Source organism: Pseudomonas peli, from assembly GCF_050563605.1.
GTDB lineage: Bacteria > Pseudomonadota > Gammaproteobacteria > Pseudomonadales > Pseudomonadaceae > Aquipseudomonas > Aquipseudomonas peli_A.
Map to the genome: position 1 here is coordinate 133,399 of NZ_JBNXUH010000008.1, position 25,032 is coordinate 158,430.

26 protein-coding genes are annotated in these 25,032 nt (G+C 56.6%); 4 read left to right on the forward strand and 22 right to left on the reverse strand.

Going from position 1 to position 25,032, the window contains the following annotated elements:
- Nucleotides 1-11 precede the first annotated feature (11 nt).
- Genes ACQ4LH_RS11960 through ACQ4LH_RS11980 form a run of 5 tightly spaced genes read right to left on the reverse strand, consistent with a single transcriptional unit; the run spans nt 12 to nt 7,061 of the window.
- On the reverse strand, nt 12-4,928 hold the full coding sequence (locus ACQ4LH_RS11960; RefSeq protein ID WP_430697362.1) for a PilC/PilY family type IV pilus protein: 4,917 nt from the start codon (nt 4,926-4,928) through the stop codon (nt 12-14).
- Between the two features lie 13 nt (nt 4,929-4,941).
- The gene (locus ACQ4LH_RS11965; RefSeq protein WP_430697363.1) at nt 4,942-5,352 is read right to left on the reverse strand and encodes a pilus assembly PilX family protein; all 411 of its coding nucleotides are present in this window, start codon (nt 5,350-5,352) and stop codon (nt 4,942-4,944) included.
- Between the two features lie 10 nt (nt 5,353-5,362).
- Nucleotides 5,363-6,100: a PilW family protein gene (locus tag ACQ4LH_RS11970; RefSeq protein WP_430697364.1), complete on the reverse strand. Its 738-nt coding sequence runs from the start codon at nt 6,098-6,100 to the stop codon at nt 5,363-5,365.
- The gene (pilV, locus tag ACQ4LH_RS11975; protein WP_430697365.1) at nt 6,097-6,564 is read right to left on the reverse strand and encodes a type IV pilus modification protein PilV; all 468 of its coding nucleotides are present in this window, start codon (nt 6,562-6,564) and stop codon (nt 6,097-6,099) included. The genes ACQ4LH_RS11970 and pilV overlap by 4 nt, the downstream gene beginning before the upstream one ends.
- Complete coding sequence (locus tag ACQ4LH_RS11980; protein ID WP_430697366.1) at nt 6,561-7,061, reverse strand: GspH/FimT family pseudopilin; 501 nt, start codon at nt 7,059-7,061, stop codon at nt 6,561-6,563. Before ACQ4LH_RS11980 ends, pilV begins: the two co-directional genes overlap by 4 nt.
- A 120-nt stretch (nt 7,062-7,181) precedes the next feature.
- On the opposite strand from ACQ4LH_RS11980, the gene ACQ4LH_RS11985 reads away from it, so the two are divergent.
- Complete coding sequence (locus ACQ4LH_RS11985; RefSeq protein ID WP_430697368.1) at nt 7,182-7,697, forward strand: GspH/FimT family pseudopilin; 516 nt, start codon at nt 7,182-7,184, stop codon at nt 7,695-7,697.
- Here ACQ4LH_RS11985 and ispH read toward each other — a convergent pair.
- The 6 genes from ispH to murJ form a co-directional block, all read right to left on the reverse strand.
- Nucleotides 7,681-8,628 carry a 4-hydroxy-3-methylbut-2-enyl diphosphate reductase gene (gene ispH / locus ACQ4LH_RS11990; protein WP_430697369.1) on the reverse strand — a complete coding sequence of 316 codons (948 nt, stop codon included), beginning with the start codon at nt 8,626-8,628 and terminating at the stop codon, nt 7,681-7,683. The genes ACQ4LH_RS11985 and ispH overlap by 17 nt on opposite strands.
- Before the next feature lie 146 nt (nt 8,629-8,774).
- The gene (gene fkpB / locus ACQ4LH_RS11995; protein ID WP_430697370.1) at nt 8,775-9,227 is read right to left on the reverse strand and encodes an FKBP-type peptidyl-prolyl cis-trans isomerase; all 453 of its coding nucleotides are present in this window, start codon (nt 9,225-9,227) and stop codon (nt 8,775-8,777) included.
- Complete coding sequence (gene lspA, locus ACQ4LH_RS12000; protein ID WP_430697436.1) at nt 9,220-9,729, reverse strand: signal peptidase II; 510 nt, start codon at nt 9,727-9,729, stop codon at nt 9,220-9,222. Before lspA ends, fkpB begins: the two co-directional genes overlap by 8 nt.
- Nucleotides 9,730-9,736: 7 nt before the next feature.
- On the reverse strand, nt 9,737-12,568 hold the full coding sequence (gene ileS / locus ACQ4LH_RS12005; RefSeq protein WP_430697371.1) for an isoleucine--tRNA ligase: 2,832 nt from the start codon (nt 12,566-12,568) through the stop codon (nt 9,737-9,739).
- Nucleotides 12,569-12,616: 48 nt separating this feature from the next.
- Nucleotides 12,617-13,543, reverse strand: coding sequence for a bifunctional riboflavin kinase/FAD synthetase (gene ribF, locus ACQ4LH_RS12010; RefSeq protein WP_430697372.1), 927 nt, complete (start codon nt 13,541-13,543; stop codon nt 12,617-12,619).
- A 76-nt stretch (nt 13,544-13,619) separates the two neighbouring features.
- Nucleotides 13,620-15,164 (reverse strand): murein biosynthesis integral membrane protein MurJ, encoded by a 1,545-nt coding sequence (murJ, locus tag ACQ4LH_RS12015; protein ID WP_430697373.1) that lies wholly within the window; start codon nt 15,162-15,164, stop codon nt 13,620-13,622.
- Nucleotides 15,165-15,343: 179 nt separating this feature from the next.
- Here murJ and rpsT point away from each other — a divergent pair, with 179 nt between their 5' ends.
- Entirely contained in the window at nt 15,344-15,622 is a 279-nt protein-coding gene (rpsT, locus tag ACQ4LH_RS12020) for a 30S ribosomal protein S20 (protein WP_160085557.1), read from the forward strand.
- 134 nt (nt 15,623-15,756) lie between these two features.
- On the opposite strand, the gene ACQ4LH_RS12025 is transcribed toward rpsT, so the two are convergent.
- From ACQ4LH_RS12025 to rplU, 5 genes are all read right to left on the reverse strand, one after another.
- Nucleotides 15,757-16,221 (reverse strand): CreA family protein, encoded by a 465-nt coding sequence (locus ACQ4LH_RS12025; RefSeq protein WP_311089339.1) that lies wholly within the window; start codon nt 16,219-16,221, stop codon nt 15,757-15,759.
- Between the two features lie 10 nt (nt 16,222-16,231).
- Nucleotides 16,232-17,350: a glutamate 5-kinase gene (proB, locus tag ACQ4LH_RS12030; protein ID WP_160085559.1), complete on the reverse strand. Its 1,119-nt coding sequence runs from the start codon at nt 17,348-17,350 to the stop codon at nt 16,232-16,234.
- 68 nt (nt 17,351-17,418) lie between these two features.
- Nucleotides 17,419-18,642, reverse strand: coding sequence for an Obg family GTPase CgtA (cgtA, locus tag ACQ4LH_RS12035; RefSeq protein ID WP_430697375.1), 1,224 nt, complete (start codon nt 18,640-18,642; stop codon nt 17,419-17,421).
- A 174-nt stretch (nt 18,643-18,816) separates the two neighbouring features.
- A complete protein-coding gene (gene rpmA, locus ACQ4LH_RS12040; protein WP_003176049.1) occupies nt 18,817-19,074 on the reverse strand; it encodes a 50S ribosomal protein L27 in 258 nt (85 codons plus the stop codon).
- Between the two features lie 39 nt (nt 19,075-19,113).
- Complete coding sequence (rplU, locus tag ACQ4LH_RS12045; protein WP_430697376.1) at nt 19,114-19,425, reverse strand: 50S ribosomal protein L21; 312 nt, start codon at nt 19,423-19,425, stop codon at nt 19,114-19,116.
- Nucleotides 19,426-19,670: 245 nt separating this feature from the next.
- On the opposite strand from rplU, the gene ACQ4LH_RS12050 reads away from it, so the two are divergent.
- Together ACQ4LH_RS12050 and ACQ4LH_RS12055 are read left to right on the forward strand one after the other, a co-directional pair.
- The gene (locus ACQ4LH_RS12050; RefSeq protein WP_430697377.1) at nt 19,671-20,639 is read left to right on the forward strand and encodes a polyprenyl synthetase family protein; all 969 of its coding nucleotides are present in this window, start codon (nt 19,671-19,673) and stop codon (nt 20,637-20,639) included.
- A 157-nt stretch (nt 20,640-20,796) separates the two neighbouring features.
- A complete protein-coding gene (locus ACQ4LH_RS12055) occupies nt 20,797-21,024 on the forward strand; it encodes a PA4570 family protein (protein ID WP_090249418.1) in 228 nt (75 codons plus the stop codon).
- Between the two features lie 79 nt (nt 21,025-21,103).
- On the opposite strand, the gene ACQ4LH_RS12060 is transcribed toward ACQ4LH_RS12055, so the two are convergent.
- The 6 genes from ACQ4LH_RS12060 to ACQ4LH_RS12085 form a co-directional block, all read right to left on the reverse strand.
- Entirely contained in the window at nt 21,104-21,721 is a 618-nt protein-coding gene (locus tag ACQ4LH_RS12060; protein WP_430697378.1) for an FKBP-type peptidyl-prolyl cis-trans isomerase, read from the reverse strand.
- Nucleotides 21,722-21,782: 61 nt separating this feature from the next.
- On the reverse strand, nt 21,783-21,929 hold the full coding sequence (locus tag ACQ4LH_RS12065) for a DUF2256 domain-containing protein (protein WP_430697379.1): 147 nt from the start codon (nt 21,927-21,929) through the stop codon (nt 21,783-21,785).
- Nucleotides 21,926-23,461, reverse strand: coding sequence for a cryptochrome/photolyase family protein (locus tag ACQ4LH_RS12070; RefSeq protein WP_430697380.1), 1,536 nt, complete (start codon nt 23,459-23,461; stop codon nt 21,926-21,928). The genes ACQ4LH_RS12065 and ACQ4LH_RS12070 overlap by 4 nt, the downstream gene beginning before the upstream one ends.
- Before the next feature lie 11 nt (nt 23,462-23,472).
- Nucleotides 23,473-23,778 (reverse strand): DUF6482 family protein, encoded by a 306-nt coding sequence (locus ACQ4LH_RS12075; protein WP_430697381.1) that lies wholly within the window; start codon nt 23,776-23,778, stop codon nt 23,473-23,475.
- A 139-nt stretch (nt 23,779-23,917) separates the two neighbouring features.
- A complete protein-coding gene (locus ACQ4LH_RS12080; protein ID WP_304866230.1) occupies nt 23,918-24,415 on the reverse strand; it encodes a TIGR00645 family protein in 498 nt (165 codons plus the stop codon).
- Nucleotides 24,416-24,617: 202 nt separating this feature from the next.
- Nucleotides 24,618-24,959: a hypothetical protein gene (locus tag ACQ4LH_RS12085; protein ID WP_430697382.1), complete on the reverse strand. Its 342-nt coding sequence runs from the start codon at nt 24,957-24,959 to the stop codon at nt 24,618-24,620.
- Nucleotides 24,960-25,032 lie beyond the last annotated feature (73 nt).

Consider the following 25,032-nt stretch of genomic DNA (forward strand, 5'->3'; position numbering starts at 1 on the left):
AGTTAATCGTATTATTCAAGCTGCTGCCAAGAAAGACGCCCGCGCACCAAAGAGGCACCACCTTTCTCCAACACCTTGGTCAGACCGCCGCTCGAACCTGAAATATATTTACCTTCATTTTCGCCAAACCCCACAAAGGCAGGTGTCCGAATTAGCTCGTCAAATTTACGACCACCGATACTGTATTTATCTGGCGCGAGCAGATACATATCACGGTCATCAATCTTCCCATCATTATTCAAATCAAGCACTGAGGTCTCAAAACGCTTACCGCTTACCGCGTCCATCTCCATTAGCCAACCAGAACCACCAAACTCACAGCTATCGACTGGTGGAATCAAGGTGGTAAAGATCAACCGGCCATGCCTTACCACTGCGGAAGAGTTAATGCGCTCACCCTGAGGAGTACCTGGAGCTGGCGGAACCAAATTTAAGTACCAGCCATCGGAGCTTTCATAATTAACTTCATTCGCTGACGTTACACGTATGGCGAAACCAGTAGTAGTGTTGTCGGCAAGAGTAGCGTTATCCCGCTCATAAACGACCGTTTGCGAGACGAGTCGTGAACTTGTCACGGTTGCGCTGAACGCCTGTCCATCGAGCCATTTATCTTGTACTGCATACATAGCCTGCACAGTAGCATCAGCCTTATCAGTATTCCCAAGATAACGACCAGTTCCAACATAGACCATGACTTTATTATCTGTGGTCGTATATAAGGTAGGTGCCGATGTAATCGGCTGACCTGTAGCGGCTGACAACAATGGCAAACCACCCAAATCGAGCGCCCACCCGGCACTATCTGCTGCAGAAAGATTGAAGCGCCACAACTTACCGGCATCATCCCCTGCGTAAACAAAGTCCACATAGCCATCATTATCTTTATCTAGAAGCGTGGGTGTTGCGAGGGAAGCACCTGCTCCATTAACACGTATCCGTTTAATCAGATTCCCAGTTTCCATATCCACGATCATCAGAGAAGCACGACCGCTTCGACCGTTATAGCCATTGGCAAATATCGCAACTGTCTTGTCACCTGCTTTTACCCGGGCGATTTGTGGCTTGCCAATCGTATAACCTAAGTCAGTGTCACTGATATCGACGGAAAGGTTAGCAGCCTCTTTCTGGGGATCAAATTCCCACAAAACACTGGAATTGGTAAATGCAGTTGGATTAGTCACATCAAGTGCAAATATTCCTTGCCCGCCCGCCCCCAGCGCTCCGAGAAGCAGGGTTTTCCAATTCCCAGAAATTTTTGCGTCACTCACACTGCTCGGCCCATCAACGTAATAGCGATGAGTGTAATTAGGCGAAGTCAGTTCATACATATTTGGCAGGGCACCACTTGGCACATAGGCCAACAATTCAGTGCCGCTCGCCACAGATGGCCCGCAATTCATCGCACATACGCCATGCAAATAGCCCGCATTGGTACCGGCGTAAACCATTTCAGGACGCGTGGACAAGGTGCTTCTGAAAGCAGCATAGCTGGTGGTATCCGTAACAGGGACGTTAACCAAGCGAGACTCGAGGTTATCCACATACACAGGATCAGAGTTCGTAATGTCACCAATAACACCATTCACGCGATCACGGAACGCTCCCCCGTTGCGTTGCTCCTGAGCGCTACTGCCCCGCAGATAGGACATCCTATCCTGAGCAACGGAAGCACTCACACCACCAGTACTCAACATAGTCTGCTGGGCCGGAGTCAAATTGCTCCATTCGAACGCAACGCCACCATTACCGAGCGCATTCAACGTTCTAATATTTCGATCATTAGCAGCGGGAACATTTTCGGAAGAATTCCAAAGAATATTACCAATTTCACTATTGCTTAAAATCTCGAAACCCACGAGTTCGCCAGACCAGTTAGACGTACGGAAACGCGCCTGAATAACCTGACTCTTACCCTGAACAAACTGCCCGGTACTTGCAGCAGCAGCAGAGGACGAAGACAAAGAACGCAGAATATCGCTAAATGCCTTATCAAGCTGATCACGCAACTTTAGTGCGTTTGTTACAAGAAAGTAGTTATCTGGATTAGGGTTAGTGGAAGTGGAACTTGTCCACTCCTCCTTCAAATCCGGACGACCGTTGCCATTTTTGTCATTAAACCCACCCCACTTCGCAGCATACCAAAGCGGATCTTTCAGCAAGGTAGCCGCCGGAGTAGAGCTAGCGGTGAAGTTCCGCGAAGCTTGAAGAGGGAGTTTACCTGTGCCACGCGGCTGCCCTGGAACACGACCAGCCAGCGTATCAAGCGGATGCTCGTAGTCATCCGCAACACTGGTGTCAACGTCACGAACTTCAAGAAAAACACCATCGGTCGTGGTTCCAGAAATCACATAACCCATGTGCTGCACAACACCGCCTGCAGCGTAATCAGAGCTCATCTCGATGGTCAGTGTTTGGTCTGGGTTAACTCTATAGCTGTAGCGTGCAATGGCATCCATATCATGGTCATTACCCTGCTCAACGTCCTCAAAGTTAACACGAAATACACCAGACTTACCGTCATCCGCAATTGACTCAACGTAAAAGTCCACAATGGTATTAGTAGGTGAGTACGTGCTCCACCCAGCAGCATTGCCATGTTTCACAGACTTGGCAAAGGGGACCAGCGTTACAACATTACCACCTACAGGGATTTTGAACTCTGGTAAAGGCGACGCCAAAGCAATGGCGTATGTGCTCATTTTTTGCTGCCCCGAGCGCGTATTCAAATCGTTGCTCAAACCATGATAAGCAACGCTTGCAGCATAGTAACCACCGCGCTTGGTTGGCTCTTCTGGAGCCAGGCCGCGAGTATTCTTGAATGTTTTGGCAACCTTGGCAGTGGGACCAGACGTTACATCACCATTGGTCTCGCCGATAAACACACTTTTATCGCCACCAATTTCATACTGCCAAATAGTATCCGCAAGCGTACCGGCATTCAGCCCCGTAGCGGCACCTGTCTCGGCAAATGATGTATTCCAATAGCTACCAGGCAAGTCATCGGTATCATACGAAGGGTTAATGTCTGAAATAACGGTTTGCACCGGAACCGAACATGACTGGACACCAGATTTAGAATACGGATCAACCCAAGCTACGCTAGGCCTTGGCAGCCCCAGCTCATCGTCATACGTTGACGTTGCGTAGGTAAAGCCGGCCGTGGGCGCTGTTCTACCCGAGAAATAGCGAACCCCCTCATACATCATTTCGGCAATTGGGTTGCCCCACATATGACATTCATTATTATTAATTGCTCTCGCCAGCAAACCGCACCCAGCATAACTACTACCATTATAGCCAACGATTTTTAGCTTATTAATTGAAGAGATAACGCCATTAACCGCAGTAAACTGGCCAGTGCTTTGATTGATCTCATCCGAAATATTGGATATTTCACGCCGAATAACGCCGCCGCGGGTATTATTAACATGACTACCCGTCAACAAACCAAACAGCATTTGAGGTGTGGCACCACCACCGTATTGCTGCAGAATACCCTCTGGCTTGAACGATTCACGCTCGGCACCACCTGCCGAATACACATAGCGGGTACAGTTGTCCTCCAAGAGCCCTGGCTTACAGACTTGAACCCTGGCCCTGTAGTCAGTCATAACGGCAGCAGGCTGAGTACGCCCAAGCACGGTCAACTGCAGCCCTTTCAAGCCTTCAGTACCTCCTGCACTGGCTTTAACAATCTCCCAGTCCAACGATGGACGCTTCCAGGCTAACTGATAGGAGTCACCACCACCCGCCTCTTCATGGCGGAACAAAATATCGTACTCACCCGCGACCAAATTTAAGACGGGCGATTTATAGTCCCAGTTATCGCGGATATTGGCATTTGAATCCGTGAAATTCTCAGCACCATGTCCATTATACCAACCAAAGGTGCCAATACCCTGAATAGTAAAATCTACGGCATCATCACCATTTATAGCGAATTGATAAGCACCAGCCTGCGTCACCACCAGCTTACCAGTAATAACGCTAATGTAGTTTTCTTGCTGCCCTGCAGAGGACGCACCTGCCCCCGGTAATGTTTCTGCACCATCAACACGCTTATTAATCTGCGTGCGTGCAACCGGCCCGGCTAGAACAGTCGTGGAAAACTTCTCAACCAGCGCAGCAAACTCTGATGCATTAGCTGGGTGACTTGTATCTGTACCCGCGGCCTGCGCACAGGCACCTGCAGGGTTTATACACTCGTCCCCGGCCACAGGAGCCTCTTTGGATACCCATTCCCATATCCGCCGGTTAGAGTTGGTTAGCACACGAATCAACGGAGTTGCTGTGCCCGTATTCAAGTTGACATTAGCAATCAGGTGACGACCTGCAGCAGAAGGTAGAGAAAGCGGCGTATACTGTGAAATATCATAGCCATCCACCGCTATGCTTTTATATTCCTTACCCCAGCTGTGACCATCTTGCGGTGTATAACTACGCTCCAGCACTGTCTGTACTGCGGCAGTAGTAGCCAAATCGACTGAACGGTAGCCTCCGTACAACACTTTGCGCAAGGCATCAATACGCGACGTAGAAACATAGTTCAGGAAGTTACCACTCCAATCCCCACCACCGGAGACCGAACAACGAAAACTATCCGCCGCTGTGGTGCGAGATATTGGTACAAAAATATTGTCCGTATAGTCATAACATATATCTGATGCAAAGTAGCCAAAATAGGTAATAGAGGGCTTGAAGCGAATATCTACAACACCATCGCCATCGAGATCAGACGCATCATTATAAGCCTCGTAGTACAACTTATGGTCACGCCCCATCACCAACATATTAAGCGGGGTAACGGTACGCGAGGTATACAATGGCTCACTTGCAATATCCGCAGCAGACACCTGCATACTTGAAAACGCAGTAGAAACACTCAACCCAAAATAGAGAAGCGCGCGAACATAATAATTAATCTTCATTTAAATTCCTCCTTCAATAAGGACGATAAGTCGACTGGAGTACGACACGCGCATTCCCATCAATGCCATAACCGATGGCAGTGATTCGAAAAACAGAGTTGGCATAACCAATTTTTTGCTGATGATAATAAGCATTGCGACCGTCAATTTCTATCGTTTGCCAACCGCTAGGTGCCACACCGACACTTGGCAGTGTTGCAACGTTTTCGTTACTTATAGAGGCGCTGTTGGCTTGAACGTTGGCTTCTCCCGCGCGCAGCGCGCCTTCGGCAGCCTGAAACGCGCGATTTTCCTCCACCGCATTACCGACCATTTTCTCTTGCATCGTGGCCGATTGCATTGAGGAAACGCCTAAAATAGTAAGCAGCAATAGAAAAATCATACAGATAATTAATGCCGAACCACCCTGCTTAACATTAAACATTTAACTCTCCTTAAGGCAGGCGGTTACGAACAGCGACAACTGACTTGAATACCTGATCACCAACAACCTCACCACGTAATGTGAGGGTGACCTCGACACTCACAACAGACGACCAATTAGATCCTACCGTTGCAGCGTCCTCATACTTATCAGCCCAACCTGTTGCCGAAGCAATGCCATAACGTAGAGCAAGCCCCTGCACACCAGAAGGAATAAGGTTATCTCCCGCCCGCGTTAAGCCACCATTGGAAACCGCGTATCGAACGCTAGACAGCTCATATATTAAGGAGCCTGCGGGGTAGCCTGCAGGTACGTTATTAGACTTAAACATTGTGGCATTAGAGCAATCCGCAACCACACGAACCGGAGGAGTGCTTCCAGTAAGGCTGGCACCACCAACACTACTAACAGGCTGAGGATTCAAGAACACAAGATCCAAATTCCCTGCAGATTCTACAATCGTTTTATCATTAATATCGTTAAAGACTGCGTCACCTGTATCATTGACAATAGTTGCCTTGCGAGAGCACCCCCAATACCCAACTTGCCGGATATCTTGCGCTATTTGCTCGAAGGCAAAACGGGCATTCTCCTGAACGCGCGCCATATCATCTTGGGTGCGGTATGTTTGTCGCTGACTGAGAAACACTTGAATGACTGCAGCACCAATAACCAAACTCAAGGTCATGGCAATCATCAACTCAACCAGGCCAATACCCGCCTGATACTTCTTCGAAAAAGCCTTCATGGGAGTTGGTCCAACTGAGTAGTGTATGTAAATGTTGTATCGGCAGCAGCCGCATCGGCTAATTGCCTGACGCGCGCTTGATCTTGCGAGCGAATCACTATAGTTAGAGTCCGACTGCCACTGTTCCAAGCGACCGAACCATCGCCGCCAGGGATAGTTGTTTCCAACTGATCCAACCAAAGAAACAGATCATTTTTCGCCATAGTGTCAAGACTGCCAGATGGCTTACCGGCATTCATTGCGATCACATAATCGGCAACGCTGGCTCTGTTCGCCCGAATACGCTCAACAATGTCATAGGCCAAAAAATTTGCTTGGGAGCGCCACTGGGAACCCTGGGTATACTTCAACGACTGTAACTGCATGGCTGCTAAGCCCAGCAGACCTACCGCCAAGATAAATACAGAGATAAGCACTTCAATCAGCGACAAGCCTTTCTGCTGCCTGGGCGAAGATATGATCATGGGGTGCAGGCCTCAATTTGGGTTCTACCGGTAGGACCAACGACAAGATTGCGATCACGCTGCGGATTACACTCATTGGCCACTGAGCGGTATGCAATCGTATATTCCCCCCCCTGACGACGACCGCTGCCATTGAAAACGACCTGACTGCTGTCTACCCCACCTTGCTGCACCACAAGCGCGGCAGCAGCCGACACCGCACCAAATGTACGCACTACAGAGTCACCCGCAGCAGCGCAACTGTTGTCGTTATTAACATCCAACCGGACCTCCCATCCGCCCCTCCAGGAAGCTGAATAGATACAGGCTGGCTGATTACGTTTAACGGCCTCAGAGCGTGCCAAAGACAATGCAGCAGTCAATGAGCTAACGTCACTGGAGGCACGTACGCTTCGAATAAATTCAGCAAACCCCGGCACAGCCACAGCCAGCAATATCGCCAACACAGCGACTGTCACCATCAGCTCTATCAACGTAAAGCCCTTTTGCATGCGCATTTGAAATTCCATCCTGAATTACTGACCTACACTTTATTTTGCTTGATGCGCAAAGCAACAAGCCTGGGATGACCGGACGCATCCTAACGACCATCGGTACTCAACCAAGGAAGGTTCAGCATGAAATATGGCCAAGGGCATACGCTTTTAGAAGCACTGGTAACCCTCTCAATTCTGGTACTAGCCATGACTTTTGCTGTGCCTAATGGCATGGCGCTGCTTGCCAGAGAGCGCGCGATAGCTGATGCAAACCTATTGCACGGTGCACTGCAACAAACGCGCTTGTATGCAGTGACCACAGGCGTACCAACCAGCATCCAAGCCATCGACGGAGACTGGTCAAACGGATGGCGAGTATTCATAGACAGGAATAAAAACTCAGATAGCTCAAAGCACATTATTGCCGAGCAAAGCCCCCGCACATCTCAAATTAAGATCACTCAAACCTTGCTCAACAAAGTGCATTTCTTGCCAAGCGGACAGGCAATACTACCCAGCGGGGGATTCCAGGCAGGAACATTCAGCATCTGCGAGAGAGGTTTAACGCGCAGCCACGATCTGGTCATAAATCGTGTGGGCCGAGTGAGGCGAGCAACAGCAGCTCATAACGCCAAGTGCTCTAGTCCAGTGCCCTAATCCGAAGTTCCTTAGGCATCGAAAACATCACATTCTCCGGCCGCCCCAGCAACTCTTGCGCACCTGTTGCACCCCACTCGCTCAGCTGCTGGATAACTCCCTGCACCAGCACTTCCGGTGCAGATGCACCCGCAGTAATACCAATACCTGCCACGCCCGCAAACCACTCCTGATTGAGGTCCTCTGCCCCATCAATCAGGTAGGCCGGGGTGCCCATGCGTTCGGCCAGTTCGCGCAGGCGGTTGGAGTTGGAGCTGTTGGGGCTGCCGACCACCAGTAGCACATCGCACTCGACGGCGAGTTGTTTGACCGCGTCCTGGCGGTTCTGGGTGGCATAGCAGATGTCGTCTTTGCGCGGGCCGCCGATGGCGGGGAATTTGGTGCGTAGGGCGTCGATGACTTTACTGGTGTCGTCCATCGACAGGGTGGTCTGAGTGACAAAAGCCAGTGCTTCTGGGTTACGCACCTGCAGCTCAGCGACGTCCGTTTCGTCTTCCACTAGGTAGATGGTGCCGCCGTTGCTGGCGTCGTATTGGCCCATGGTGCCTTCGACTTCCGGGTGGCCTTCGTGGCCGATCAGGATGCATTCGCGCCCCTCGCGGCTGTAGCGCACCACTTCCATATGCACCTTGGTTACCAGCGGGCAGGTGGCGTCGAAGATCTTCAGTCCACGGCGCTCGGCCTCATTACGCACAGCCTGGGAGACGCCATGGGCGCTGAAGATAACGATGACATCGTCAGGAATCTGATCAAGCTCTTCGACGAAGATCGCGCCACGCGAACGCAGGTCTTCGACCACAAACTTGTTGTGCACCACTTCATGGCGGACATAGATGGGTGGGCCGAAGACTTCCAGGGCGCGGTTGACGATTTCAATGGCGCGGTCGACGCCGGCACAGAAGCCACGGGGATTGGCGAGTTTGATATGCATGGCGGGTATCTCGACGGTAGACCTTGCGGGCTAGTGTACGGCGCGGCCGCACGCACTGGGAAAGCAATCTGTATAAGCCGCGTGATCGCGAGGATCACGTAGGGACACTCAAGGCTAAAACCGCTCCCACAGGAGCGGGCTACACCTTAGAGCGCTTTGACCTCAATAATCTCCACATCGAAGCTCAGCGCCTTGCCGGCCAGCGGGTGGTTGAAGTCGATGGTTACCTGGCTGTCGTCAAAGGCTTTGACCACACCCGGCAGCTCGGCATTGGCCGCATCATTGAAGATCACCAACAGGCCTTCAGACAGCTCCATATCCTGAAACTGGCTGCGCGGCATGATCTGGATATTCTGCGGATTACCCTGACCAAAGCCCTGCTCCGGACTGATCGACAGGCTGCGTTTGTCGCCCGCCTTCAAGCCGTAGATGGCCTGCTCAAAGCCAGGTAGCAGGTTGCCATCGCCGACCTTGAAGGTGGCGGGCTTTTTATCGAAGGTGCTGTCGACCACATCGCCATTGTCCAGCTTGAGGGCGAAATGCAAGGTCACTTGCTTGTTCGGACCGATTCGCAGCTCTTGGATGAGAGGGTCAGTCATGAGCGGTTTCTCCGGACTTCTCACTTTTGAACATATCCAGCGCCAGCAGGATGGCACCGCCGGTAATCGCCATATCGGCCACGTTGAAGGCCGGGAAATACCACTGCTGATGCCAGTGCAGCAGGATGAAGTCGACCACATGACCAAACACCACGCGGTCGACCAGGTTACCCAGCGCGCCTCCGAGCACCAACGCCAAGGCCACCGCAAGCCAGGTTTCGCCTGGCTTGAGGCGCTTGAGCCAAACCACCAACACCCCGCTCACCACCACAGCAATCGCAGCGAAGAACCAGCGCTGCCAGCCCGCCGCATCTGCCAGGAAGCTGAAGGCCGCGCCGGTGTTGTAGGCCAGGGTCCAGCTGAAGTAATCCGGAATGATTACGATCTGCTGGTACATACTCAGGTTGTTGTCGAACCAGAACTTGCTTGCCTGATCGACCACAAACACCAGCAGGCTCAGCCACAACCAGGCCAAACGCCCAAAACGACTGGCGTTAGGCATGCCGTTATTACGCATAATGACGAACCTCGCCGGCGCCTTCGATATTGTCCACGCAGCGCCCGCAGATTTCAGGATGTGCCGGCTTCACGCCAACATCCTCACGGTGGTGCCAGCAGCGCGCGCACTTGGCGTGACCGGACTTCAGCACTTTCAACTTGAGCCCCGCCACTTCGGTTTCCACGGCATCGTTTGGCGCGCTGGCGAGCGGAGCCAGGCTGGCGGTGGAGGTGATCAGCACAAAGCGCAGCTCGTTACCCAGTTTGTTCAGATCGGCAATCAGGCTGTCCTCGGCGTACAGGGTGACTTCCGCCTGCAGGTTGCCGCCAATGGCCTTGGCCGCACGCAGGTTTTCCATTTCCTTGTTCACCGCGACCTTGACCGCCATCACGCGCTCCCAGAACGCACGATCCAACTCGAAGCCTTCCGGCAATTCGCTCAGGCCCTGATACCAGCCATTGAGCATCACCGACTCGTTACGCGCGCCCGGCAGGTATTCCCACAGCTCATCGGCGGTGAACGACAGCACCGGGGCGATCCAGCGCACCAGGGCTTCGGCAATATGGAACAGCGCGGTCTGGCAAGAGCGACGCGCCACGCTGTCGGCGGCGGTGGTGTACTGACGGTCCTTGATGATGTCGAGGTAGAAGCCACCCAGCTCCTGCACGCAGAAGTTGTGCACCTTCTGGTAAACGTTCCAGAAGCGGTAGCTGTCGTAGGCCTCTTCGATTTCGCGCTGCAGCAGCAAGGCGCGATCCACCGCCCAGCGATCCAACGCCAGCATCTCGTCGACCGGCAGCAGATGCTGCGCCGGGTCGAAGCCGCTGAGGTTGGAGAGCAAGAAGCGCGCGGTGTTACGAATGCGTCGATAGGAGTCGGCGCTGCGCTGCAGGATGACCTTGGACACGGCCATCTCGCCGGAATAGTCGGTAGACGACACCCACAGACGCAGGATATCGGCACCCAGGCTGTCATTCACTTCCTGCGGCGCGACCACATTGCCCAGGGACTTGGACATCTTGCGGCCGTTCTCGTCGACCACAAAACCGTGGGTCAGCAGCTCTTTGTAAGGCGCGTGACCGTCGATGGCCGCACCGGTGAGCAGGGAGGAATGGAACCAGCCGCGATGCTGGTCCGAGCCTTCCAGATACAGATCGGCGCGCGGACCAGCGGCGTGACCAAGCGGATGGGAGCCACGCAGCACGTGCCAGTGAGTGGTGCCGGAATCGAACCAAACATCGAGAGTGTCGCTGATCTTGTCGTAGTCAGCGGCTTCATCACCCAGCAGCTCGGCAGCATCCAGCTTGAACCAGGCCTCGATGCCTGCGCTCTCGACACGCTTGGCCACTTCTTCCATCAGCTCGGCGCTACGGGGGTGCAGCTCGCCAGTGACCTTGTGCAGGAAGAACGGGATCGGCACGCCCCAGTTACGCTGACGCGAGATGCACCAGTCCGGACGCCCGGCGATCATGCTGTGCAGGCGTGCCTGGCCCCAGGCGGGAACGAATGCGGTCTGTTCGATGGCGGCCAGCGCACGCTCGCGCAGGGTGCCACCTTCGTTCGGCTGCTTGTCCATGCCGACGAACCACTGCGCGGTAGCGCGGTAAATCAGCGGGGTTTTGTGACGCCAGCAGTGCATATAGCTGTGCTGGATGGCTTCGTGCTTGAGCAACGCGCCGACTTCGTCCAGCTTGGCAACGATGGCCGGGTTGGCCTTCCAGATAAACTGGCCACCAAAGAACGGCAGCTCGCTGACATACACGCCGTTGCTCTGCACGGGGCTGAGGATGTCATCGTTGCTCATGCCGTAGCCTTTGCAGGAACGGAAGTCGTCCTCGCCATAGGCTGGAGCCGAGTGCACCACGCCAGTACCAGCGCCCAGCTCGACGTATTCAGCCAGATAGACCGGTGCAAAGCGCTCATAGAACGGATGGCGGAAACGGATCAGCTCCAGCGCCGCACCTGGCGCGGTGGCGATCACTTCGCCTTGCAGGCCGTAACGGGCTAGGCAGCCTTGCACCAGCTCTTCAGCCAGCAGCAGCAGGCGCTCGCCGGTGTCGACCAGCGCGTAGGTGAATTCAGGGTGAACGTTCAGCGCCTGGTTGGCCGGGATGGTCCACGGCGTAGTGGTCCAGATCACGATAGAAGCAGGCTTCGGCAGGCTGGCCAGGCCGAAAGCGGCGGCCAGCTTGTCAGCATCTTCAACCACGAAGGCCACATCGATAGCGTCGGACTTCTTGTCCTGATACTCGACTTCCGCTTCAGCCAACGCCGAACCGCAATCGAAGCACCAGTTGACCGGCTTCAGGCCCTTGAACACAAAGCCTTGCTTGACCATCTCGGCTAGCGCGCGGATTTCGCCCGCTTCGTTGGCAAAATCCATGGTCTTGTACGGGTTATCCCAATCGCCCAGCACGCCGAGGCGGACGAAGTCGGCCTTCTGCCCTTCGATCTGCTCGGCGGCATAGGTACGGCAACGCTCGCGAGTCAGATCGGACGGTTGATTCTTGCCGAAGGTGGTCTCGACTTTGTGCTCAATCGGCAGACCGTGGCAATCCCAACCCGGCACGTACGGGGCGTCGAAGCCGGCCAGGGTCTTGGAACGGGTGATGATGTCCTTGAGGATCTTGTTGACCGCATGACCGATGTGAATGCTGCCGTTGGCATAGGGCGGGCCATCGTGCAGAACAAACTTCGGCCGGCCTTCGCCCTGCGCGCGCAGCTTCTGATACAGGCCAATCTCGTTCCAGCGCTGCAGAATCTGCGGCTCGCGCTGCGGCAGGCCGGCCTTCATCGGAAATTGGGTATCAGGCAGATTTAGCGTGGCTTTGTAATCGGTCATTTCAGGCTCTTCGTAAGCGATTGGCACCCAGCAGTTGAAGCTGGGTGCTTAAACGCGCCAATGGGCACGGGCGGCAGCAATATCGGCAGCAATTGCCATCTTCAATGCCTCAAGGGAGGCGAAACGCTGCTCATCGCGCAGCTTGTGGTGGAAAGCCACCGTCAAACGCCGGCCATATAAATCACCGGCAAAGTCCAGCAAATGCACTTCCAGATGGGCGCGACCATCGCCTGCAACACTCGGGCGCACGCCGATATTGGCAACGCCCGGCCAGGTTTGGCCGTCGATCTCGGTACTGACCAGGTACACGCCCTTGAGCGGCACCCGCTTGCGCTTGAGCTGCACGTTGGCGGTCGGCGCATTCAGCTGACGGCCGAGTTTCTGCCCGTGCAACACCCGCCCGGCGATCTGAAAAGGCCGCCCGAGCAAGTGCTGCGCCAAGGCAAAATCACCGGCATCAAGGGCCTCACGCACCCGCGTACTGCTGACGCGAATACCGTCCAGCTCAACCGTGCTGGCCGCTTCAACGCTAAAGCCTTCACGCTCACCGGCTTCGGCCAGAAAGGCAAAATCGCCGGCGCGGTCACAGCCAAAGCGAAAGTCATCACCCACTTCCAGATGCTGCACACCCAGGCCTTCAACCAGCACGCGATGCACGAACTCGGCAGCGCTCAGCTCACGCAAGCGGCGGTTGAAACTCAGGCACAGCACCCGATCAACGCCTTCAGCGGCCAGCAATGCCAGCTTGTCACGCAGCCGCGCCAAGCGGGCCGGCGCGGCATCAGGGGCAAAAAACTCACGCGGCTGCGGCTCGAAAATCAACACGCAACTGGGCACACCGAGTTCGGCGGAACGCTCACGCAAACGCGCCAAAATGGCCTGATGACCACGATGGACGCCGTCGAAATTACCGATGGTGGCGACACAGCCCCGATGCTGGGGCCGCAAGTTGTGTAGGCCTCGAACCAGCTGCATAACGCGCTTCTTGCTCATAAAGTGGTCGATTATACGCACACCGAGCAGCGGACAACAGGCAGCAAATCAGCCGCCATCAGAGCGCACTGCGCCGCGCAAAATCCTTCAAACGGAAACCCAGCAGCGCCAACACAGCCAAATAGGCCAGCATGCCCACACCAACCAGCCCACTCAGGCGCAGCAAACGCCAGAGCATAGTGCTGTCCGCCCAAGCTGGCAGCTGCTGCATGGCCAGCAGCAGCACCGCTACCATCGCCAGCAGCGCCAGCAACAGCTTGCCGATGAACAGCGCCCAGCCCGGCTGTGGTTGGAACATGTCGCGCTTGCGTAGCTGCCAGTACAACAGCCCAGCATTCAGACAGGCGGCCAGGCCGATGGCCAACGCCAGGCCGGCATGGGCCAGGGGAATCACGAAGATAAACAGCACATTCATCGCCTGGGTCGCCAGCAGCGTCACCAGCCCGATACGCACCGGGGTCTTGATGTTCTGCTGGGCGTAGAAGGCCGGCGCGAGAATTTTCACCAGAATGATGCCAACCAAGCCTAGCGAGTAAGCAATCAAGGCGCGCTGGGTCATCAAGGTATCGGCAGCGGTGAACTTGCCGTACTGGAACAGCGAGGCAATCAACGGCTCGGAGATGATCGCCAACGCCACCGCACTGGGCAACGCCAACACCAGACACAGACGCAAGCCCCAATCGAGCAGCTTGGAATAGTCCTCGCGACTGGCGCCGGAATGGGTTTTCGACAAGGCCGGCAGCAGAATGGTCCCCAGCGCCACGCCGAGCACACCGGCCGGCAACTCCATTAAGCGATCGGCGTAATACATCCAGGACACCGACCCAGCGACCAGAAAAGAGGCGAAGATGGTGTTGATAATCAGCGAAATCTGACTGACCGATACACCGAAGATCGCCGGCCCCATCTGCTTCATCACGCGCCACACGCCGGTGTCTTTGAGATTCAGCCGCGGCAGCACCAGCATGCCAATCTTGTGCAGATGCGGCAGCTGGAACAGCAACTGCGCCAGGCCACCCACCAGCACCGCCCAGCCCAGCGCCATGATCGGCGGGTCGAAATAGGGCGTCAGAAACAGGGCAAAGACGATCATGCTGACGTTCAACAGGGTCGGCACAAAAGCCGGTACCGAGAACCGGTTCCAGGTATTGAGCACCGCCCCCGCCAGCGAGGACAGAGATATCAGCAGAATATAAGGAAAGGTCACCCGCAGCAGATCAGTGGTCAGTTCAAAGCGCTCCGCCTCATCGGCGAAACCTGGGGCGGAGGCCCAAACAATCCACGGTGCCGCGAGAATGCCAATAAAGGTCACCAGCGCCAGCACCAGAGTCAGCAGGCCTGTCACGTAAGCGAGAAACGTGCGCGCAGCCTCATCACCCTGCTGGGTTTTATATTCGGCCAGAATCGGCACAAAGGCCTGAGAGAACGCACCCTCGGCAAAAATCCGCCGCAGCAGATTGGGCAGCTTGAACGCCACCACAAAGGCGTCCGAAGCCACGCCCGCGCCGAAGGTGCGGGCGATGATGGTGTCGCGTACAAAGCCCAATACACGCGAAAGCATGGTCATGGAGCTGACGGCGGCCAACGACTTGAGCAAATTCATGTAATATCCCGGCTCCGCAAACAAGCACTGGCGCGCAAAGGCGACGAGTGTAGCGGTCTGCCACTGGTCAGGCCAGCACAGGGAAAAGCCAACAGGCTTGACAGCACTCCCTCATATCGGCATGATTCGCGGCCTTATTTGTTTGTAACCCCCAGAATTTTTCTTCGAGGAGCTTGACGGTGGCCAATACACCTTCTGCCAAAAAACGCGCAAAACAGGCTGAGAAGCGTCGTAGCCATAACGCCAGCCAGCGCTCGATGGTTCGTACTTACATCAAGAACGTCGTCAAGGCTATCGAAGCCAAAGACGCTGCTCTTGCAGCTACTGCTTACACCCTGGCTGTGCCGGTAATCGACCGTATGGCCGACAAAGGCATCATCCACAAGAACAAAGCCGCTCGCCATAAGAGCCGCCTCAATGGCCACATCAAGGCCCTGAGCGCTGCTGCAGCCGCCTAAGCTGTTTGCGACACGCTACTAGTTCTTGAAAAACCGGCTTAACCGCCGGTTTTTTATTGCCCGCAATAATTGCCGGCGCAGCCTGCAACGCCCACAACCACAAAAAAGCCCGAATCGCTTCGGGCTTTTTTGACTCAGGGCTTTTGCGGCCAGGGCAGAATCGGAATGGCCGTCACCGCATTCTGCGGACTACCCTCGATTACCCGATCGCTGTAGACCAGGTAAACCAGGGTATTGCGCTTCTGATCGAAGAACCGCACCACCTGCATGGTTTTGAATACCAGCGAAGTACGCTCACGAAACACCTCTTCGCCCTCCTTGAGCTTCTCGAGAAAGCTGATCGGGCCAACCTGGCGACAGGCAATCGACGCCTCAGCACGATCCTCGGCCAGGCCCAGACCACCCTTGACGCCACCAGTCTTGGCCCGCGACAGGTAGCAGGTCACGCCTTCCACCTTAGGGTCATCAAACGCCTCGACGACGATCTTGTCGTTCGGCCCCATAAATTTGAAAACCGTCGACACTTCACCGATCTGCTCGGCCGCCACCAACCCAGGCAACAGCACAAGCGCACCCAGCAATCCCTTTACGACCCGCATCAGCCTTCCCTCAAATCAGGATCAAATTATCCCGATGAACCAACTCGGGCTCATCAACATAACCCAGCAGCCTCTCGATGGCATCCGACGACTGACCGATGATCTTTTGCGCCTCAAGCGCACTGTAGTTGGCCAGCCCACGGGCAATCTCGCGACCATCCGCCGCCACGCAGACCACCATCTCACCGCGGCGAAAGCTACCCTGCACCGCCTTAACACCAACCGGCAGCAAGCTTTTTGTACCGGTCGCCAGAGCCTTGACCGCACCGTCATCCAGCACCAGCGTGCCACGGGTCTGCAGATGCCCGGCTAGCCACTGCTTGCGCGCTGCCAGCATGCCGCGCTCAGGCGCCAGCAGAGTACCCAGACGCTCGCCCGCCTTAAGCCGCGCCAGCACCTGTTCGATAGCCCCGCCGACAATCACCGTATGCGCCCCGGAACGTGCAGCCAGGCGCGCCGCGCGCAGCTTGGTCTGCATACCACCACGCCCGAGCGCGCCGCCCACACCACCAGCGACGGCATCCAGCGCCGGGTCATCGGCGCGCGCCTCGAAAATCAGCTCGGCATCGGGGTTATGGCGCGGATCGGCGTTATACATGCCATCGCGATCCGTGAGGATCACCAGCAGATCCGCCTCGACCAAATTGGCCACCAGCGCTGCCAGGGTGTCGTTATCACCGAAGCGGATTTCGTCGGTGACCACGGTGTCATTCTCGTTGATCACCGGCACCACATCCAGATCCACCAGCGTGCGCAGCGTGCTACGCGCATTCAGGTAGCGCTTGCGATCGGACAGATCGTCATGGGTCAGCAGAATCTGCGCCGTGCGCCGGCCATGCTCGGCAAAGCTCGACTCCCACGCCTGAATCAGCACCATCTGGCCAATCGCCGCAGCCGCCTGCAGCTCATGCATGGCGCTCGGTCGCGCACTCCAGCCCAACTTGCTCATGCCCGCCGCCACCGCTCCGGATGACACCAGCACCAACTCGACGCCCTGCTCACGCAGCGCGACCATCTGCTTGACCCACACCGCCATGGCCGCGCGATCCAGACCACGACCATCAGCGGTCAGCAACGCACTACCAATCTTCACTACCCAGCGCTGCGCACCGGTTACCTTGTCACGCATGATCTTCCAACCTTAGCCGCGACCTGTGATTACAAAAACGCCGCAATTAAGCGGCGTTTTGTAGTTGCTTAATCCCGGACGTAAATAATTTCCGGGCCATCATCTTCGTCCTCTTCATCCCAGAAGCTGTCGTCTTCATCGACATCACCAACAGCCTTGACCCCGGAACGACGCAGCGCACGCTTGTCGTCCAGCGCCTGCAGCTGGGCGCGCGCCTCATCTTCGATGCGCGTATCCAGCTCAGCCAGCTCGGCCGCGTACTCTGGGTTTTCCTGAATGCGCTCAGCGCGCGCCTCAAGGAAATCCATGATGTCATAACAGAGCTTCTCAGTACCCTGGCGCGCCAAGGCAGAAATCACATACACCGGACCTTCCCACTCGATCCGCGTAACAATTTCAGCGATACGCGCCTCCTGCTCCTCATCGAGGATCTGGTCAGCCTTGTTCAGCACCAGCCAGCGCTCGCGCTCAGCCAGCGACGGACTGAACTTGGTCAGCTCATCAATAATTGTAGCTGCCGACTCGGCTGGATCGGTCAGATCCAGCGGCGCCATATCCACCAGGTGCAGCAGCAGACGGGTACGCGACAAGTGCTTGAGGAAGCGAATACCCAAGCCAGCACCGTGGGAAGCACCCTCGATCAGCCCCGGGATATCGGCGACCACAAAGCTCTTGTAGCGCTCGACACTGACCACACCCAGGTTTGGCACCAGGGTGGTGAAGGGATAGTCGGCGACTTTCGGCTTAGCGGCCGATACCGCGCGAATAAAGGTGCTCTTGCCGGCATTCGGCAAGCCGAGCAAGCCAACATCGGCCAACACCTTCAATTCCAGCTTGAGATCGCGCGACTCGCCCGGCTTGCCCGGCGTGGTTTGGCGCGGCGCACGGTTGGTACTGGACTTGAAGCGGGTATTACCCAGACCATGCCAACCGCCCTGCGCCACCAGCAGCCGCTGGCCGGCACGAGTCAGGTCGCCAATCACTTCCTGGGTACCAGCGTCGATCACCGTGGTACCAATCGGCACCGGCAGGATCAAGTCTTCACCCTTGGCACCGGTACAGTCGGTGCTGCCACCCTTCTCACCATTCTGCGCCTGGAAACGACGGGTATAGCGGTAATCCACCAGGGTATTGAAGTTCTCGACCGCCTCGATATATACCGAGCCACCGTCACCGCCATCACCACCGTTAGGGCCGCCCTTCTCGATGAACTTTTCACGACGAAAAGCCATCATGCCGTTACCGCCGTCGCCGGCTTTTACAAAAATCGATACTTCATCGACGAATTTCATGGGTACGCCTCCCGCAACTAGGCGGGTTATCTAAAACGAGAAAACCAGGTTCTTGCAAAATTGACCTGCATTCAAATCGAACGCTAACACCCAGGACAGTTTGGCAAGAACCCCAAGAATACAGAAACAAAAAAGCCCCGTCGCAAGGACGGGGCTTTCCCAGCAGTCGCGCAATTAAGCCGCAACGACGCTCACGTAACGGCGGTTGAACGCGCCTTTTACTTCAAACTTGATCACGCCTTCGATTTTCGCGAAGAGGGTGTGATCTTTACCCATGCCAACACCGTAACCGGCGTGGAACTGGGTGCCGCGCTGACGCACGATGATGTTGCCAGGAATGATTTTCTGACCGCCATACATCTTCACGCCAAGGCGTTTGGCTTCTGAGTCGCGACCGTTGCGGGTACTACCGCCAGCTTTTTTGTGTGCCATGAGTTCAATACTCCTATAAAGGGATCAGCGCTAAACGAATTAAGCCTGAATACCGGTGATTTTGATCTCGGTGTACCACTGACGGTGGCCCTGGCGCTTCATGTGGTGCTTACGACGACGGAACTTGATGATAGTGACCTTGTCGTGACGACCTTGAGCGATCACTTCAGCAACAACTTTGGCACCTTCAACAACCGGAGCGCCGATTTGAACGTCGTCGCCATTGCCGATCAGCAGAACACGGTCAAAAGTCACAGCTGCGCCAGTGGCCAGCTCGAGTTTTTCGACCTTGAGGAATTCGCCTTCGGTGACTTTGTATTGCTTGCCACCAGTAACAATTACTGCGTACATGGTAAATCTCCGTTGATCCTGCTCACCCAGCGCTTTATAGGAATAAGTGTCGGCTGGCATGGCTGCTTGGGGCCGGAAGGACACCCTTGCAATTGCGTAAGGCAGGGAAATACCCAGGGGGAAGTTCAGGGTGCGCGATTGTACGCAAGCAATCGACACCATGCAAGTGCGCCAAGCGCTTGCCTTGACAGCCCCTACCCTGCCCCCTAGCATGCCGCGCAACCCATGAGTAGCAGGTGCAAGCGATGCAACCCCAGGCTTTCTACCGCGTGGTGGCGGATGACTTTACCGCCGTCGACGGCATCATTCGCGCCCAACTGGTGTCGCGCGTACCGCTCGTAGAGAAGATCGGCGACTATATTATCTCCGCTGGCGGTAAGCGCCTGCGTCCGCTGCTGGTTCTGCTCAGTGGCAAGGCGCTGGGCATTGAAGGCGACAACCTGCGCCTGCTCGCTGCCACCATCGAGTTTCTGCACACCGCCACCCTGCTGCACGACGATGTAGTCGACATGTCCGACATGCGCCGCGGCCGCAGCACCGCTAACGCCCAGTGGGGCAATGCTCCAAGCGTGCTGGTCGGCGACTTCCTTTATTCACGCTCCTTCGAAATGATGGTCGAACTCGGCTCCATGCCGGTGATGAAGATCCTCTCCAAGGCCACCCGGGTGATCGCCGAAGGCGAAGTGCTGCAACTATCGAAGATTCGCGACGCCAGCACCACCGAAGAAACCTATATGGAAGTCATCCGCGGCAAGACCGCGATGCTCTTCGAAGCCTCAACCCACAGCGCCGCAGCACTGGCGGGCGCCAACGCCGAACAGACCGAAGCGCTGCGCACCTTTGGCGACCACCTCGGCGTGGCCTTCCAGCTGGTCGACGACCTGCTCGACTACCGTGGCGATGCCACCACCCTGGGCAAGAACGTCGGCGACGACCTGGCCGAAGGCAAACCGACTCTGCCGCTGATCTACACCATGCGCGAAGGCACCGCCGAACAGACGGCTCTGGTGCGCCAGGCGATCCAGAAAGGCGGCATTGAGGACCTGGAAAGCATTCGCAATGCCGTAGAAGCCGCTGGCGCTCTGGACTACACCGCCCAACAAGCCCGCGACTACGCCGAGCGCGCCATCGCCTGCCTGGACGCCCTACCCGCCAGCGAATACCGCGACGCGCTGATCGAACTCAGCCGCTTTGCCGTAGCTCGCACGCACTAAAGGCTTATCGTGACAGACAAGAGCCCGCCCATATGGCGGGCTTTTTATTGCCTGCGATCCACAGTAATCACACCGCGCGACGAAAGGCAGCGATTAATCCTTGCTATAAATATAATAAGAATTATTCTCATCTAAACACTTGAAAGGGAGATGAGTCATGACCTATCTGATCGATGCCTGGCTGGACCGCCCGCAGCCGTATCTACGCATTCTCAATCGCAACACCGGCGAAGTCTGCGCCCTGCTTAAGGAAGATGCCCTGGATGAACTGCGTGATCAGGGTGATCTGGATCTGCACGAGCTGAACTCCAGCGAGCCGCTGGTGCTCAAGGAGTTGGTGCGCAATCTGTTTCTCTACTGCTACGCCCGGGCATTGCGCCCCTGAAATGCATCGCGGGCATGGCCCGCCCCTACCAGTCTGGCGTAGGAGCGGGCAATGCCCGCGAAGGAAAGCGCCTGAAACGTTAGAGAACGTCCAGCAGCTCCACGTCAAATACCAGCACGCTGTGCGGCGGGATGCTGCCCACGCCTTGCTCGCCGTAAGCAAGCTCGCTCGGCACGTACAAGCGCCACTTGCTACCGGCATTCATCAGTTGCAGGGCTTCGGTCCAGCCGGCGATTACGCCGCCAACCGGAAACTCGGCAGGCTGGCCACGATCGTAGGAGCTGTCGAACACGGTGCCGTCGATCAGGGTGCCGTGGTAGTGGGTGCGCACGCTGTCTTCGCGGGAAGGCTTGGCGCCTTCGCCTGCGGTCAGCACTTCGTACTGCAGACCGGAAGCCAGTACGGTGATGCCGTCACGCTTGGCGTTCTCAGCCAGGAAGGCCAGACCGGCACCAGCAGCGGCCTCAGCCTTGGCAGCGGCTTCGGCTTGCATGATGTCGCGGATTACTTTGAAGCTGGCAGTCAGCTCTGCTTCGCTGACGCGGCTTGGCTGGCCGTTGAAGGCGTCAGTCAGGCCCGCCAGGATGGCGTCCAGGCTCACACCCGGCGGCGGGTTGTCGCGCAGCTGACCACCCAGTTGACGGCCGATGCCGTAGCTGACGCGGGTTTCGTCAGTCGAGAGATTGATATCGGACATAGCACTGCTCCGCTAGGGGCTAAAAAAGGTCGGCCAGCCTAGCACAAACCACCTGTCCGCCCTACCCACCGGCCACGCCTTGTCGATTACGCCGACAGCGCTCGGAGCAGTACTTCACCTCATCCCAGCAGCGCGCCCACTTCTTGCGCCAGGTGAAGGGCAGCCCGCATACCGCGCAGGTCTTGACCGGCAACTCGGCCCTTTTCACAGCACCTCGCCGGCATCCAGCCGCGCCAGCAGCTGCTCGCCGCGCGCCCACAGCCCCTGCTGCTTGGCGTCGCTCATTTTGTCCAGGCCACGATAGATCATGCCCAGCCGATGGTTACCCGACAGCTGCTGGCGGTGGCGCATGAGGAAATGCCAATACAGCGCGTTGAACGGGCAAGCCTGCTCACCCACGCTTTCCGTGACCTTGTAGGCACAGTCGCCGCAGTAGTTGGACATGCGTTTGATGTACTGACCGCTGGCGCAGTAGGGCTTGGAGCCTAGGTAGCCGCCATCGGCGTGCATGACCATGCCCAGGGTGTTGGGCAACTCGACCCAGTCGAAGGCATCCATATACACCGCCAGATACCAGTCGCAGACCTGGCTAGGCTGAATACCGGCCAGCAGGGCGAAGTTGCCGGTAACCATCAGCCGCTGGATATGGTGGGCATAGGCATGCTCCAGCGTTTGGCCGATGGCCTGGCTCATGCATTTCATCAGGGTTTTGCCGGTCCAGTAGAACTCCGGCAACGGCCGGGTATTGGCGAAGGCATTGCGCTCGGCGTACTCCGGCATATGCATCCAGTAAATGCCGCGCACGTATTCGCGCCAGCCAATCAACTGGCGGATAAAGCCCTCGGCGGCGTTTAGCGGCACCTGACCGCGCCAGTAGGCCGCCTCGACATCCGCACACAGGCGACGCACATCCAGCAGGCCGATATTCAGCGCCGCGCTGATCCGCGCATGGAACAGAAACGGCTCACCGACTGCCATGGCGTCCTGGTAATCGCCAAAAGCCGGTAAGGCGAAATCGAGAAAATGCTGCCACAGCGCTTCGGCCTCGGCATGGGTCACCGGGTAATCGAAAGCCGCCAGACTGCCGTAGTGATGACTAAAACGCTCAGCCACCAGCGCCAATACTTCCTGGGTAATGTCATCCACTGGGAAGCGCGCTGTCATCGGTGCCTTGATCAGCTTGGGCAGCGCCTTGCGGTTTTCCGCATCGAAGTTCCAGGCACCGCCCACCGGCGTGCCGTCGCCATTTAGCAGTAGGCCAGTCTTGCGGCGCATCTCGCGGTAGAAGAACTCCATACGCAGCTGCTTGCGCCCCTCAGCCCAACGGGCGAACTCGTCACGAGCGCAGATAAAGCGGCTGTCGGCATGCCAGGTGATCGGCAGGCCGCAAGCCTGCAGCGCCTGCTCCAGGCGCCACTCACCGCACTCGGTGATATGCACTTCGGCCGCCTGCAACTGCATAGCCCAGCGCTGCAACTCACCCGGCAGTGAGCCACTACTCTGGGTATCGTCCAGCTTGACGTAATGCACGCGCCAGCCGCGCTCGCGCAGGGCCTCGGCAAAATGACGCATGGCACTGAAGATCAGCGCGATCTTCTGCGGATGGTGCGGCACATAGTCGGTTTCAGCTGAAACCTCGGCGAGCAGTACGGCATCCTGCTGCGGGTCCAGGGCCTGCAGGCTGGGCAGATCGAAAGACAGCTGATCACCCAGAACCAGGGCAAGCCGGCGAATAGACATAGATGAAGTCGTTACCAGGAAGAGTTGAAGGAAATCGGCACGCGCAAGGTGTCCTGGGTGCCGTCCTGCATGCCGCACATTTCGTCATGCACCACCGCGTGCACCAGATGAAATGGCACGCGCGGCAGGTCGTGCAGCAGGTCGCGGGCATGCTCGACCGAGCGCAGGTGCAGGGTCTTGCCATGGCTATCACTAAGCGGATGGGCACGGCCATCCATGTGCGCCTCCAACAGGTAGATGCCACCTTCGATGGAGATCAGGTTGAGCGCGTCGATATGGCCGGCATGGGCGTGCAGCGACAGGTCTTGCAGATTCATGGCAATGTCCTCGGGCAAGTAAAGCTATACAAAAATCTGTACAAATACAATTTTTGTACAACACCATAAAAGCACAAGGCAGAAAGCAAACCGCCCGTCCGTTTTGCAACGGCCGGGCGGCGCGGACGCATAGGAAGGATCAGCTTGATTCGTACTTGGTCAGCTTATCCAGATAACCCATGGCGAAGGCCGAGAGGACGAAGGCCATGTGAATGATCACGTACCACATCAACTTGCTGTCGGGGATGTTCTGCGCATTCATAAACACTTTGAGCAGATGGATCGAGGAAATCGCCACGATGGAGGCCGCTACCTTCATCTTCAGCGAACTGGAGTCCATCTTGCCCAGCCAACTGAGCTTCTCGGTGCCCTCTTTGATATCCAGCTGGGAAACGAAGTTCTCGTAACCGGAAATCATCACCATCACCAACAGGCCACCGACCAGCGCCATATCGATCAGCGAGAGGATCACCAAAATCAGATCCGCCTCGGCCATGCCGAAGACGTTGGGCAGAATGTGGAAGACTTCCTGAAAGAACTTCAGCGCCAGCGCCAGCAGACCCAGCGAGAGGCCAAAGTAGATAGGCGCCAGCAGCCAGCGCGAGGCATACATGGCATTTTCGATAAAGCGTTCCATAAGGGCTCACTCAGGGTTCAAGACTGCCGGCGAGTATACCCAGCGCCCTCGCCTAGACAACCCTGGAGTGTGGCAATAGATGACCGCTGCGGTTATCCCCGGCAACTGTGGATAACCTTGTGGGCAGGCTCAGGATCAATGGCTGCAAGCCAGTCGTCTGCAGGATTGGTGGCACCTGGTCAAATACTCGACAAAGGCCCGCTCAGGTTTCCGGCTGAAACTGGTAATCACCCAAGTGATGGCCACGTTCGCCGTTCAAACGACGTAGCTCGGCCTGGATATGCAGCCGCCAAATCGGCACGTCGGTCGATTGCTCGTAACCCATGCCATGCAGATTTTCGGCGATATCGGTGAGGATGCTTTCTGCGGCGAAAGCCCCGTGGAATGGGCCCTGCGCTTTAATTGTGGAAGGCTGCGCACCGGCCATGCCGGCGGCGCAGATCAGCGTCCAGAGGCCATTGTTACCGGCCAGCGGCAGCACCACGCATTCAATACGGGTATCCAGGCCCAGGCAGTGACGGGTGAGATTGAGGCTGCGCGACATGGCGACGACCCTCTCGGGAGCAGGTCTTCAGCCTACACCCGAGCAAGCGCCGCTGGGAAGCCAACAGTTATCC